Here is a 12,913-nt window from a genome sequence, read left to right as displayed (position 1 = left end):
TCTCGATGTCGACGGGCTAAGAACACTTGCACAGGCATGCGACAGCTCATGTCATGAACTGTTGAGTTGCTCCCGCCTCGTGCGGAACGCCTTATGGGCCATTCTTGTGCTTGCCACATTGATATGTGCGAATGCAGATGACATCAGACACGGTAGTCGGGCTCACTGCGGACATTCATGCCCCGCGCAGCATTTTCAATCGGCGAATGACGGCAGAGCGGACGAAGCTGCAATTCAACTCGCCTACGCTAAGGACTTCAAGTGGCCCAAGGCTGTCATGCGACCAAAATGCGGCGACAGAAAGCAGATGGTCACCCCCCATGTGGCGGCAGGACTCGTCTTCGTGATGACTGAAAAGTGCGACAATTCAGCCCGTTGGGCCTCTCAAATTTGCCGGATCCAGATCGACCCAAAGACCGTCGATGCTTGCCATACAAGGCTCACCACAATGAAATACGTAGTACGTAAAGTATCCGTGGAATTTACGCTGCACTCTGCCAATTCCAACAAAATCGAACGCCATTGTTCCAGGCGTTTGATCGTAGCGACCCGGCAAGAAAAATCGCTGCCTGCCCGATACAAGGATCGTTTGATTTGGGACATTAAGCGCCAAAGCGTTTTTGGGAATTTCGATGGGCTGCGCATCAGGGTGGTTTAGCAGGAAACGGCGATCAAGCCGAATAGTGTCAACATGCTTTACTACAAGAAAGCGGCCATCGCGGGTTTTGACCGGATCACGGATGCGCAATGCTTCAACCGGAACAGTGCCAAATCCGGTCGATACACGCGCACCCGCTCCAAAACCGGGAAGTGACCATGGCATCGTGGTCACGTTCGTTTGTTCGCGTGCGTTCACCGGGGCTGAATCACGCAAGACTTGCCTATCTTGCAGCCAAGAGGGCTTGGAATTTGCCGATTTCAACATTTATAACCATCTACTCAAAACTAAACAGAAACTTAAAAACGAAGCATCTGTGACCGATAATCCGAGCGTCTTCAAACTTGGTCCTATCGGAACCGACAACACGGTGCATTTATTACACCGTGTACTAACTAGGTACGCTACCTCTCCTAAAAGCAGCGGCGCTTTCCAAAAAAATAAACCGGTAAAACGCCGCTGCCACTAGTTAACTGGATAATAACCATTACCACTTACGAGTACCTGTAGACACATGAATGATGTCTTGTCTTTGACGCGGACAACTGGCCTTTTGGACAGGTGACGGCGAGAAATCGTGCCTACGGTTCAACAATCGACTTCTAAAGCTTCTAAAGCCCAAAAATCAGACACAAAAGCATGAAAACTCCATTACTTTCGTTGAGGTCGATATACCAACGACAATGTGCCCGCGGAGGACATGCCTGCAACGTCGGGCGGTCTGGTCTTCACTTTTGGATTGGGGGCTTGGGGGCCATCATCGGCCCGATTGCCATTGGCTTTGCCATGGATGCTCTCGGCCCTTTCGCCTTCTGGATCGTACTTGGCGCTCCCTTCTCGGTCATTGTGCTTTACGCACTCTATCGCATGAGCCAGAGTGACGCGCCCCCGGGATCACAGACCGACGCTTATTTGAACCTAGTGCCTACGGCCTCTGCCGTAGCGGTCGAGGACGCAGCCAACTGGGCCGTCGAAAACGCGGAAGCCGAAGAGGCGGTGAGATAGAGCATGCCGGGTTTCCGGAGCTGGCCAGCCAGTCACTACCGGCCCAGAGCCGACCTCCAAGACCAGCTCAAGATGCTGCGGCGCGGCCCGTTATTGCTGCCGTTCGTGCAAAGCGCAGCATATTGACCGCTGAAACGTCGGTCAGTGGACGGAACCAGCGTCTGGTACGAACGCACCAATGTCCACTATGGGATGGATTTCACCTAGCGACAAACAGGGCGGGTGGGCCAAGTCAGAGTTGAAGGCCGAGAAAGATCACAGCTAATGGCACTGGCGACACAGCAAGAATGATTGTCAGGAAAGTCGAAAGCGGCGTAAATATTCCACTCAGGCCCGCTACGATCATGATGCCGCCACCGCCGCCTATGATGGAGTTTCCCGGCGTATTGACGGCGACCGCCATCGCAACATAACGATACTTCAGGGCAAGGCGCAGGACACGTTTTGACTGCCCTTCGAGAAGCATCGCGAGCCGATCGTCTTTTGACAATGGTGCCGCGCGAGCAACCAAATCCGCCGCACGTCGCATCCGCAGGACCTGCAAGACCCGCTCCAGCACGCTGATGGGCAGGAACCGCCCGATCGTGAACGCCAGCATCATTGCGGCGACCGTGCAAACGTAAATCAGTGGTGCAATCGCCGCGCCAAAACCTGCGAGGAGTGCAATACCAATCTCTGCCCCGGGCACAAACGGCATCGCAAGAAGCGCGACATAGGCCGTAGCACCGATCATGATGGCTTTGTGGACCTGCTGTTCATTGTCGGGCCTGATCTGAAGGTCCATCGCGTCGCGGATCATGTGCACGCCCCAAGTGGCCAGCACGATAAACCCAATTAGGAAGCCAAGCTTGAGGATCAGGCCGGGCAAGGTCAGCCCTTTAGACGTCATGCGCGGGGCTCAGCCGGATACCGACTCCGGCGGGATTGCCGCGCCCGTCGCCCGGATGGCGATCTGGTTGGTCCAGTACCAGCGCCGCGTCGTCCACGTCCCGTCGATGACCACATCATCACCTGTGATAGTGCCGTACCACACCACGGTGTGCGGGGCATCGGGGCAGATCGCCGTGGTGGTGAAGTAAATCACCCCGTCGATTTCCTTGGTCTGATAGCCGGACCAGCCGAAGCTGCAGTAATTCTCGCAATCAACCGATTGAAACGTACCATCGCGAAAAACAATATCATCCTCCAGGACTGCGCCACTGGACGGATCCTCACCATATATCCGGAATGTCATTCCGTCTAACGCACCGGTCGCAGCCCAGTCACCTTCAGGCACAACAAGATCGGGGATATCTTCATTCAGCACCGAAAGGGTCGCAGCGCCAGTGCCAAAAGTTGCAACGGCAATTGCGGCAATCTGTAGAATCTGAGGCATGAACGACTCCGTCCGCGGAAAAACTCAATTATAGGTAATATCGCAAGTATGGATCAAATGACGTCCCAGACAAGACAAATCATCCGTTGGGGACCAGCATTTTGAGAATGCGCTGCCGCAAGTTCATCCCATAGCTACTATCCGGCCAACGGAATTGACCCTTATCTGTCCTGTCCACCGTATTCCAGTTTATCCCGTTTCCAGAAACCGGACCTTCGCTGTGACAGACAATACCGGCAAGATGGGCGCACAACCGTCATGAGATCGATTGCAGCATTTTCGTCAGGCTGATCACTCAGCTCAATCATGGACGGCCCGAAGCTGCCCTCCATCAGTAGCGCAGATGCCGAGGCGCAGCTTCATCCGACCTGCCGTTCGTGCATCGCGCAGCATGTTCGGCGGTCCAAGATCAGCAGTGCGGGATCAAGCAGCCATTCATCGCTAGATTGGTGCGCCATTTACGTAAGGTTGCAACGCTGCTGTCACAAAGTCATGCAAAGGTGTCGCAACACCCTGTTCGTGACCAATTCGGGAAACATCTCCGCTCAAGTAGTTTAATTCAAGCGGCTTGCCGCGACGAAGGTCGTCCAGCATCGAGGCGTGCACTGTATCGGGTAGGCTCAGCATAAACTGCCACTGGGCCTCTGCAGTCCCTTGCGGGAGATCAGGGCACATTACCTTTCCGACTGCTTCAGTTTCATCCATCGCTTGTCGAAGCAGAGCGGCAGTTTCAGGTGTTTTTCGCAATGGCCCAACATCCAGCCGGGTCAGGGTTGTCATTGCACTGATCGCGCTCAGGAACACGAACTTTGTCCAAAGCATAATTTGCACGTTGTCGGAAATCATGACCTCGACTCCTACGTCCTCCAGAGCAGTAGCCAGCTGATTGATTTGGCCGGCGTTGACTTTGCTACCCTGCCCAAACAAAAGCCTCTGCAGTTCGGCATTATGTCGGACAATTCCCGGCGCTTTGACATCAGCCGGAATAAAGGCGATCCCCGGAACTACTCTGTCATGCCCGACAATTTCACCTAGCCGTCGAGACGCCGATACACCATTCTGCAGGGTCACTATGACGCTATCGGATTTCAAATTGGGTAGCAGCGTCTGCGCCGCAGTTTCCACGTCAAAATTTTTGACGAGGAACAACACTATATCTGCATGGGCGCCCTGCTTGGGATCGCTGACAGCCTTGACTTTGGGTAAATGCAAATCTCCAGAAGGGCTTTGAATTTTCAAACCGTTTTGTTGGAGAGCCTCTAGTTGTGCACCCCTTGCTACAAATGTCACATCATGCCCGGCAGCAGCCAGACGGCCTCCGAAGTAGCCACCCAGAGCACCTGCGCCCATTACTAGAATGTCCATCCTGCGTTCCTCTTCTAGGCTAGAGTACCATTTCAATCATTCGATTTAAGTTTCCAACCGTAGTGAAGAAGTCAATTTTTTGAAAGCCATCAAGGGCTCCAAGCAGACTTGCGACGTTGTAGCACTCGATTCTGGACCATCATCGCACAGGGGTTCCCCCAATGACCGCTGTCAGCCCTTTGCGGACGGACAATACAAGCCCTCCACGAACCATGTTGCAGGTGCGGAAATTTGGGGCCGCCACACACAAAGCGGACACTCGCCACCGGCCAGCTCAACTCGGTGGTGCTGCAGATTTCTTGGGTGGCGGCAGTGCGAACGGCACTTACCAATGGCTACGACCAGCGCGTTGACTCTGGGCTGAAGCTTGTCGCTACAGGCAATCAACAATGGGGTGATATCGGCGCGAGCGGGGCGTTCGCTGCAGGAAGAAAGGGCGATATTCATCCGGGCCTACTCGCGTGGGCGATTACTTCGGTCTGCAGCGTGAACCTCGTGAACAGCGCCAAGAGCGGCAGACACAGGGTCCGGCAGCCGTTCCAGACGCTCCGCCACCATCTCCTGCAGGCGCCACAGATGCAGGTCATGGACGCCTGCCCGCTCCAGTTCGGTGACGGTGTTCAGAAGGTATTCGGCCATCGTGCCGATGTGCCCCACGGCACAGGCGAGCATGTCTGCCAACTCTTCCGTTGCGGGCTCGGGACGGTACAGCGGAAAGCCGGGATCGGCGGCGAAGAGTATCGCCTCGACCAGCCCGGCATCGGTTTCGGCGGTCACGAGTTCGGGCGGCACCGGGGGCTCTTTTTGCAGAAGGCTCACCAGCGCAGCCAGTGGGTCGTCGCCGGTGTCCATCCGCAGGACCACACCGGAACAGGCCCCGCCCCGGTCGAGCGACATCATCAGCCCCGGCGTTGACGGGCAGCCACGGAAGCGCCGGTCGGTCAGGCAAAACGCCCGCCGCCACCCGGTCACTTGCGCGGCCCGGCGTTCGGCCACCTCCATGCGCGGGTTCCAGATCAGGGATCCTGCGGCGAAGACCCAGACAGCGTCTTGCGTGTCGAGCCGCTCAAGGATCCCAGCCGCAGTCCGGTGGTAGAACTCCGACGGGGGATCCTCGAGCATCACGGGCCCGCGTTCATCGACGCGCGGCGGCAGCCGGTCGACAAGGGTGCGGGTGAGGCGCAGGCGCGGGACGATGGGTGGATGCTTCAGGCCGGACATCAGTTCAGGCACCGGTCGATACAGGCGAGCCAGTTCTCGTGCGCGAGCTTCCCGATCAGGTCATCGCCGTAGCCGTGCGCGGCCATTGCGTCGAACAGGTGCTGTACGCCAGTGACGTCGCCGATCAGATCAGGCAGGACACAACCGTCGAAGTCCGACCCAAGCCCGACGTGATCCTCGCCAGCCTGCGCGATCAGGTAGTCGATGTGCCGCAGCATTACGTCCCATCCGGTGCCCGTATTCGCCGTGCCATCGGCGTTCAGGTAGAAGGTGGCGAAGTTGAACCCCACCATACCACCGCGCTCGCGGATCATGTGCAACTGCCGGTCCGTCAGATTGCGCGGGCTGTCGCAGAGTGCGTGGGCGTTGGAATGGGTGGCGACAAGGGGCGCAGAGGAGACGCGGGCAACATCATCGAAGCCCTTTTCGTTCAGGTGCGACAGATCGATCACGATGCCCAATTCATCGCACAGGCGCACCAGATCAAGGCCTGCCTCAGTGAGGCCCGGCCCGGTGTCGGGGCTGCCCGGAAAGGCCATCGGCACGCCGTGGCCGAAGATCGTAGGCCGGCTCCAGACTGGGCCAAGCGAGCGCAGGCCCATGTCGTGGAACAGGTAGAGCGCGTCAAGGTCGGGGCCGATCGCTTCGGCCCCTTCCATATGCATGACGCCCGCGATGACGCCCTGCGCCATCGTCGCGCGGATTTCGGCCACGGACCGGCAGACCCTGAAATCATCGGGTGCCGAGCGTTCCATCCAGTGCAACAGCCCTGCCATGGCCAGCGCGTCGGGTTGGGCCTGCGGATGCGTCATTTCTGGCGGCATCGGCAGGGCGTAAGGCGGATTGGCCATTAGCGCCTTGAAATCGGGCGATGGGCCGCTGGACGCGGGCGGCACGAAGATTGCAAACAGCCCGCCCGCAAAGCCCGCGTCCTTCATCCGCGCGAGGTCCAGATGACCGTGGCCAGCCGTGCCCAGCCAGGTCTCTTCACGTGGGGTCGGTGTTTTCAGCAGGCGCAGCAGAAAATCGTTGTGGCCGTCGAAAAAGGGGATGGGCGCCGTCATTCGGAAGATTCCTTGTTTGTCAGTGCGGCGAGGTGGGCATCCACCGCGCATAACAGGTCGCTGCAATGCGCATCGGTGATCCCGAGATGCGTGAAATGCCCGACGATATTGGCCAGATAGTCTCGGCTGGTGCCAAGATCGCCCGCCCCGTGGGCGACGTAGCGGATCTGTTCCTCGTAGGTGAGGTCGGGGCAGACGTCCGGCACGGCGTGGTCCGCAACAAAGGTCAACACGCGGAACTCCGCGTCACCGATCCGGGCCGGGACGAACCGGGCGAGGTAGCCGGGCGCGAGCATCTCGCGCCGGAACAGGATTTCTGTCTCGCTCTCGACATCAGGCGCCGCGATCCGAAAGGCCAGCCCCTCGCATCCGTCGCACCCTTCGACGGCATCCAGCGTTGCGAATAGGCCCGGTGCCTCTTTTGTGCCGCGGCCGCCCCTGGTGTCCACGAGTATCAGGCGGCGGGCATGGCCCGCAACATGAGCGCGGCGCACCTCGGCAAAGCGCAGGGCGGGGTCCCACATCAGTGACCCATAGCCGAAGATCCAAAGATCGCCCGAATGGTCGGCCAGCGCCTCGGCACGGATCGCCTCGCGCTGCGCGTCGGTATGGACCCAGTCGCGAAACACCTCCTGTTGGGGGTCTGCTGCCATGATCGCCTCAACGCTGAAAGTTCGAAAGTAGGACGTCTCGGTATCGGCAATGCGGTTGCGCAATTCAGGATGGTGAAAGAATGGGTCGGTCAGTTCAGGCAAGGCGGCTCTCCTCTTTGGTCTCGCGGACAGGTATCATTTCCATGCAGATGTCGACGCCTTCGACGATGCCCGGAAAATCAGGTGAGCCGGGCACGTCGCGAAATCCGGCGCGCCGGTAAAGCGATTGGGCGGCGTGCAGTGCGTGATGGGTGGACAGACGGTAGCGGATGTATCCGGCAGCCTCGGCCTCGGCCAGCAGCACTTTCAGCATCTGCGCGCCGATCCTGTGACCCCATGCATCGGGGCGCACGAACATGCGCTTGATCTCCATTGTCGTTGCGTCCTGCCCGTAGAAGGCGACACACCCCACCGGCTCCCCTTCAAGCCGCGCCAGCAGCAGACAGCCCGAGGGCGGGCCGAAGCGTCCCGGCAGACCGGCGAGTTCAGCTTCAAGGTTGGCGAAGACCGACGGGTTCGGGTCTTTCTCGCCCTTGGCCACATGCTCCATGGCCCAGGCGAAGAAGTCGCGGATCAACGCCCGCGTGGCGTCAAGGTCATCGGGTGTCTCGGCTCGCGTGATGGTCAGGGGCATGTCAGACCTCCTAGTGGTCATCAGAACTGTCAGGGATAGTGCTGCATCATGGCCTGCACGTCCAGATCGCTGGAAAAGGCGTCGGGGTTGCGTGCGGTCATCTCCATGACGAAGTCGCGGCACGCGCGCGCGTCGTCTGGATCGGCGGGCGCCGACAGCCGCGTGGCAAGACCGCGCAGCAGGGCAGCGGGGCGGAGGGCGAAGGCGAGGTTAGTGCCGTATTGCCCGAAGGCATCGTTGTAGGCAGTCATGCCACCTGCAGGATCAGCGTTCTTTGACGTGTCGATGCGTGCGACAGAGATCATTTTCGGCATTGATATCTCCTTTGGTGTGTGGCGCGCGCAACCATTTCGCGCAGTTTGATCCTGTGACAGAACTTTGCCTCGCACTATCCAGGTGATTTTGGTTTCTGTGTTCGATATGGTCGCACAATGATGGATCACCTTGCCCGGATGGCAGTTTTTCAGGCCGTAGCGGATGCTGGATCGTTTCGCGGGGCGGCGAAGCGGCTTGGCATTTCGCCATCGGTTGTCAGCCACCATGTCAGCCAGCTCGAGATGCAGCTCGAGCTGCCCTTGTTCTACCGGTCCACGCGGAAGCTGTCGTTAACCGATGCCGGGGCCGAACTGCTGCGCAGCACGCGTCTGATGACACAGGCTGCCGATGAGGGGATGGCGGCGATGCAAATGCGCAAGGCACAGCCTGTCGGCCACATTCGGGTGACGCTGCCTTCATCCGCACAACACCCCGCGTTCGGGGCGACCTGGCCCCAGTTGCTGAAGAGGTTCCCCGGACTGACCTTTTCGATCACCTACACGGACGCGTTCAGCGATCTCTCAGGGTCGCAGTTCGACCTCGCGATTAGGGGTGGAACGTCCGGTCCGAAGGATTCAGCCTATAAATCCCGCTTGTTTCGACGCTATGAAGTCTGGCTGACTGCATCACCAGACTATATGACGGCCCGGTCGCCCGCAAAGGCAATCGACGATCTGGCGAGTTGGGACTGGATCGAGTTTCCACCCGGGTTGCGTCTGAACGAGTTTCTGGTCGAGCCAAGGCCTGCCAGTCAACGTATCGAGCCCCGCATCGCGATCACGCTGGATTCTATGTTGGTGGCGGAAGAGCTCGCACTCGAAGGGATTGGCGTTCTTGCGGTCCCGAGAGGGGTGGTCGAAGACCATGTGCGGGAGGGGAGGCTTGTGCGTCTCCTTCCCGACGTGCCGCTTCGTCCCATAGAAACCTATGTGATCTGGCCTGCCAATGTGGGCGACGCAAGCCCGGTTCGGCGGGCCCTGGATTTCCTGCTCGAGAACGTGCCCAAGAGCCGTAATTGAGGTCCGGGCAGGTCACTGAAAACCATGTCACGATTCAATCACGGGAAGTCGAGGCGCGCGTGTATCGACGCATTGTTCTGCCGATTTCACTGGGGCAAGCGCGAATGGCTGATCTGGTGCACTGCAATGCAGAACGTCGGCCCGTCCTAACCGCAGCAAAATGGGCCTGTCGTGTCGATGGCTAAACAAATTGGGCTGGGCTACCCCAGGGATATGGCTGAAAATGGCGTTGGCCCATGACGTTGGCAGTGCTGTAGAGCGTGCGTATCGTCGGTCTGACATGCTTGAACGGCGACGAGCCATGATGACTGCTTGGGCGGGCTTTCTGAGTGGGCGGGCCGAGCCTAGCTATGTCGTACCATTCGCGCTTGGGGGGCGAGCTGATGGCGGACCAAGTAGGTCCACCACGGCTATTGTCGCTATTGCCCTTCGCACCGGCTGGGAAAGCCTCTCCAGAACGCACAAAACTATGGCGCGCAAAGCAAACCGCATTGGCCGATGTACTTTTGGAAATTTCTAAAGGTAATGCGGCGAGATCGCTTGCACGACATTACTGGCCGTTCCTATGGCAAGGTGAAAAGGCCGATGGTCTTGAGCCTGATCAGTGCGATGCTCAAACACAAGCATCGAAAGAAGCCGTTGAGCGTTGGCTGCGCACTAGTGGCCGGTCCATCGTGCCGCGGCTGCCATGCTGCGCCACCGTCCATCGCTCGTTTCGCCCAAGACAGAATTGCTTCGATCCGCCCGCGCAGGCGTGAGGCTGTTTCAGTCTTCTCAGTCCAAATTGGCTGCAGCACACAGAGCACGTCTGCCGTGTTCACCTGTCCTACGGGGAGCGCGCCAAGAAACGGTACGGCATAGGTATCGAGAGTGCTGCGCCATTGTTTGCGATGGTTGTCGGAACGGAACTCCGAGGACTTGGCGGCAATTGCCTGCTCTGCTGCGGTAGCGAAAGTCATGATCTCACGTGACTTGCGTTTCTGAGCAATCGGGCCATCGCCGGCATGGACCAAACGCTTGTTTGCCATTGCGGCCTCGCGCGCAGCTGCAAGTGTCACGATCGGTGGCGCGCCGAGACCCATTTCCCGTCTCCGCCCTGAAATGACGATACGCTGCACCCAGCGTTTGCTTCCGGAAGGCTCAACACGCAGCATCAAACCTAATCCACCACCGTCGTGGTATTTTCCTGGCTCATGTATCGTTCGCACGAACGCTGCACTAAGCGGCCCACCTTGATTTGTTTTAGAACTTGCCCCAGACATTCCTGTCCCCCTCTCTGTCCCCCATGATAAAGGAGAATGGAAGGAACTGCACAAGCCTCTATGGGACAGCATATCGTACGATACGATTGATATAAAACAATAAACTGGAAATGGTGGGAACGGACGAGGATGGGATATGGCTGCCTGTATCTCCGCCATTAAGGCCCCCATTACCCCTTTCTTCTCTGATCATATTCCATCGGAGCATCCTGTGGAGGATATTTCAGGAAGATAGAAACGCAGGCTGTCGGATGCAAAGTTCGCCGAACATTATCCGCAGCGGATCGCACTCTGGCAACGTTTGGGCGCAGTAATTGGCGCTGGCCGGGTTGCTGGATATCGCATCATCCGATTTCGTGCGGTTGTCGGTGCGGCGGCGGGTGCCGGGGAAATCGGGTCGGCTGATCAACCTTGTCGGGGCGCGGCGTTCAACGCGTCGCTCAGCACCGCCATAACCATGTCAGGGGGCACATCCGATGTGATGAACGCATCCCCGATGCCCCGCGCCATGATGAACCGCAGCTTGCCGTCCTGCACCTTCTTGTCCTGTCCCATCAATGCCAGCAACCCTGCCGCATCGGGCAAGTCACCGGGAATATCGGCGACATCCACCTTCATGCCCATCGCGCGCAGATGTGCCCGCACGCGGCTGGGCGCTTCCTGGCTGCAAAGGCCAAGCCGCGCGGACAATTCAAACGCCAGCGCACACCCGATCGCCACGCCTTCGCCGTGAAGCAGGTGGTCGGAGTAACCGGTCGCAGCCTCAAGTGCATGACAGAAAGTGTGGCCAAGATTCAACAGCGCGCGGTCGCCCTGTTCGGTTTCATCGCGGCGCACGATGTCGGCCTTCATCTGGCAGGAGCGTGTGACCGCACGCACCCGCGCGGCCATATCGCCCGCCGCCAGCGCCGGTCCCTGCGCCTCGAGCCAGTCAAAGAACGCGGCGTCCCCCAACAGCCCGTATTTGACGACTTCGCCATAACCGGCCAGAAAGTCGCGCGGGGCCAGAGTGCCAAGCAGGGCGGTATCGGCCAGCACGAGGCTGGGTTGGTGAAACGCCCCGATCAGGTTCTTGCCATGCGGAGAATTGATGCCCGTCTTTCCGCCAACCGAACTGTCCACCTGCGCCAGCAGCGTCGTCGGCAGCTGCACAAAGCGCACCCCACGCCGCAGGATCGCGGCGGCAAAGCCCGCCAGATCACCGATCACCCCGCCACCAAAGGCCAGCACCACATCGCCGCGTTCGACCTTTTGATCCAGCAGCCATTCCACGGTTCGTTGCAGGGCAGCCCAGTTTTTCGTGGCCTCGCCCGGCGGCAGGGCCAGCGCGGCAGATGTCAGACCGGCGGCAGCCAGCGACGCCTGCAACTGCGCCAGATGCAACCCTGCCACGGTTTCGTCGGTGATGATGCAAACATGCTTGCGCCCCCCCATGCCCGCCACATGGTTCCCGGCCTGATCCAGCAGGCCCGGACCGATCAGAATATCATAGGCCCGACCCGGAAGATCGACATGCACGGTTGTTGCGGTCATGATGAAGACTCCAGAATGTCAGGGCGTGTCAGCAGCGTGTCGATCACGGTTTGGGTCGTCTCGTCAATGCTGGCGTGGCGATCGATCGGCACGCGCAGCCCTGCCAGCGCATAGACCGGCGCGCGTTCGGCGAAAATGCCGGCCAGCGTCGCGCGTGGGTCCGGCGTACGCAGCAAGGGGCGCGTGTCTTTTTGGCGCACTCGATCCCAAAGCGTTGGAAGATCCGCATCAAGCCAGACGGCAACCCCTGCTTCGGCGATGGCAATCCGGTTGCGTTCGGCCAGAAAGGCCCCCCCGCCCGTCGACACGATCCGGGGCGGGCCCGCCAGCAGGCGGCGCAAGACCTCTGCCTCGCGCTCGCGAAAGAATGCCTCGCCGTCGCGGGCAAAGATTTCCGCGATTGTCAGTGCTGCGGCCTCCTCGATTGCGGCGTCGCTGTCAACAAAGGGCACGTTCAACCGTGCCGCCAGCGTTCGCCCGATGGCTGTCTTGCCCGACCCCATCATGCCCACCAGCACGACACTCCGGCAAAGATGTGCTGGCGGCATGGCGTCGGTCATGTCTGGTTTTTCCTTTCGCGGTCGGCCACTGGCCGCTGAATATCAAATTTAGTGAATGAATGCCGTGATCTTGCCCAAAAGACCATATATAAAGACTTCAATTCGTGGCACCGAGACCACATATCGAAGCAGAAGACGAGGACTGGGACAGGCAATGTGGCGGCTGATAAAGGCTCTGATATTTTTGGCGGTATTGGCGGGCGTGGGACTCGTGGCCTATGCCTATATCGGACCAATATTCTTTCCCAC

Annotated in this window: 14 protein-coding genes and 1 pseudogene; 3 read left to right on the top strand and 12 right to left on the bottom strand. The window is 59.1% G+C overall.

All coding sequences use genetic code 11. The features are described from left to right. Positions 1-367: 367 nt before the first annotated feature. Complete coding sequence (locus ACTG4B_RS05185) at positions 368-925, bottom strand: Hint domain-containing protein (protein WP_439154624.1); 558 nt, start codon at positions 923-925, stop codon at positions 368-370. A gap of 480 nt (positions 926-1,405) precedes the next feature. On the opposite strand from ACTG4B_RS05185, the gene ACTG4B_RS05180 reads away from it, so the two are divergent. Beyond that, positions 1,406-1,663 (top strand): hypothetical protein, encoded by a 258-nt coding sequence (locus ACTG4B_RS05180; protein WP_439154623.1) that lies wholly within the window; start codon positions 1,406-1,408, stop codon positions 1,661-1,663. Between the two features lie 232 nt (positions 1,664-1,895). On the opposite strand, the gene ACTG4B_RS05175 is transcribed toward ACTG4B_RS05180, so the two are convergent. The 8 genes from ACTG4B_RS05175 to ACTG4B_RS05140 form a co-directional block, all read right to left on the bottom strand. Next, positions 1,896-2,531, bottom strand: a complete 636-nt coding sequence (locus tag ACTG4B_RS05175) for a hypothetical protein (protein WP_439154622.1) — start codon at positions 2,529-2,531, stop codon at positions 1,896-1,898. 30 nt (positions 2,532-2,561) lie between these two features. Further along, a complete protein-coding gene (locus ACTG4B_RS05170; protein WP_439154621.1) occupies positions 2,562-3,038 on the bottom strand; it encodes a hypothetical protein in 477 nt (158 codons plus the stop codon). 441 nt (positions 3,039-3,479) lie between these two features. After that, positions 3,480-4,403 (bottom strand): ketopantoate reductase family protein, encoded by a 924-nt coding sequence (locus ACTG4B_RS05165; RefSeq protein ID WP_439154620.1) that lies wholly within the window; start codon positions 4,401-4,403, stop codon positions 3,480-3,482. A gap of 453 nt (positions 4,404-4,856) precedes the next feature. Further along, on the bottom strand, positions 4,857-5,624 hold the full coding sequence (locus tag ACTG4B_RS05160) for a gamma-glutamylcyclotransferase (RefSeq protein WP_439154619.1): 768 nt from the start codon (positions 5,622-5,624) through the stop codon (positions 4,857-4,859). Then, the gene (locus tag ACTG4B_RS05155; RefSeq protein WP_439154618.1) at positions 5,624-6,688 is read right to left on the bottom strand and encodes a dipeptidase; all 1,065 of its coding nucleotides are present in this window, start codon (positions 6,686-6,688) and stop codon (positions 5,624-5,626) included. The genes ACTG4B_RS05160 and ACTG4B_RS05155 overlap by 1 nt, the downstream gene beginning before the upstream one ends. Further along, positions 6,685-7,443: a gamma-glutamylcyclotransferase gene (locus tag ACTG4B_RS05150; protein ID WP_439154617.1), complete on the bottom strand. Its 759-nt coding sequence runs from the start codon at positions 7,441-7,443 to the stop codon at positions 6,685-6,687. Before ACTG4B_RS05150 ends, ACTG4B_RS05155 begins: the two co-directional genes overlap by 4 nt. After that, positions 7,436-7,975 (bottom strand): GNAT family N-acetyltransferase, encoded by a 540-nt coding sequence (locus tag ACTG4B_RS05145; protein ID WP_439154616.1) that lies wholly within the window; start codon positions 7,973-7,975, stop codon positions 7,436-7,438. Before ACTG4B_RS05145 ends, ACTG4B_RS05150 begins: the two co-directional genes overlap by 8 nt. A gap of 29 nt (positions 7,976-8,004) precedes the next feature. After that, positions 8,005-8,289, bottom strand: coding sequence for a hypothetical protein (locus ACTG4B_RS05140; RefSeq protein WP_439154615.1), 285 nt, complete (start codon positions 8,287-8,289; stop codon positions 8,005-8,007). A 117-nt stretch (positions 8,290-8,406) separates the two neighbouring features. Between ACTG4B_RS05140 and ACTG4B_RS05135 the strand changes: the two genes are divergently transcribed. Continuing rightward, positions 8,407-9,309 (top strand): LysR family transcriptional regulator, encoded by a 903-nt coding sequence (locus ACTG4B_RS05135; RefSeq protein WP_439154614.1) that lies wholly within the window; start codon positions 8,407-8,409, stop codon positions 9,307-9,309. Positions 9,310-9,507: 198 nt separating this feature from the next. After that, positions 9,508-9,664 (top strand): annotated as a pseudogene (locus ACTG4B_RS05130) (integrase); the annotation flags it as partial. A gap of 208 nt (positions 9,665-9,872) precedes the next feature. Here ACTG4B_RS05130 and ACTG4B_RS05125 read toward each other — a convergent pair. From ACTG4B_RS05125 to ACTG4B_RS05115, 3 genes are all read right to left on the bottom strand, one after another. Continuing rightward, positions 9,873-10,571, bottom strand: a complete 699-nt coding sequence (locus ACTG4B_RS05125) for a tyrosine-type recombinase/integrase (RefSeq protein ID WP_439154613.1) — start codon at positions 10,569-10,571, stop codon at positions 9,873-9,875. A 405-nt stretch (positions 10,572-10,976) separates the two neighbouring features. Next, positions 10,977-12,104 (bottom strand): 3-dehydroquinate synthase, encoded by a 1,128-nt coding sequence (gene aroB, locus ACTG4B_RS05120; RefSeq protein WP_439154612.1) that lies wholly within the window; start codon positions 12,102-12,104, stop codon positions 10,977-10,979. Further along, positions 12,101-12,664, bottom strand: coding sequence for a shikimate kinase (locus ACTG4B_RS05115; protein WP_439154611.1), 564 nt, complete (start codon positions 12,662-12,664; stop codon positions 12,101-12,103). The genes aroB and ACTG4B_RS05115 overlap by 4 nt, the downstream gene beginning before the upstream one ends. Positions 12,665-12,913 lie beyond the last annotated feature (249 nt).

It is taken from the genome of Yoonia sp., assembly GCF_965660735.1.
In the GTDB taxonomy this organism is placed as follows: domain Bacteria; phylum Pseudomonadota; class Alphaproteobacteria; order Rhodobacterales; family Rhodobacteraceae; genus Yoonia.
The sequence above is the reverse complement of the archived record's forward strand: the minus strand, read 5'-3'. Positions and strand labels throughout refer to the sequence as shown.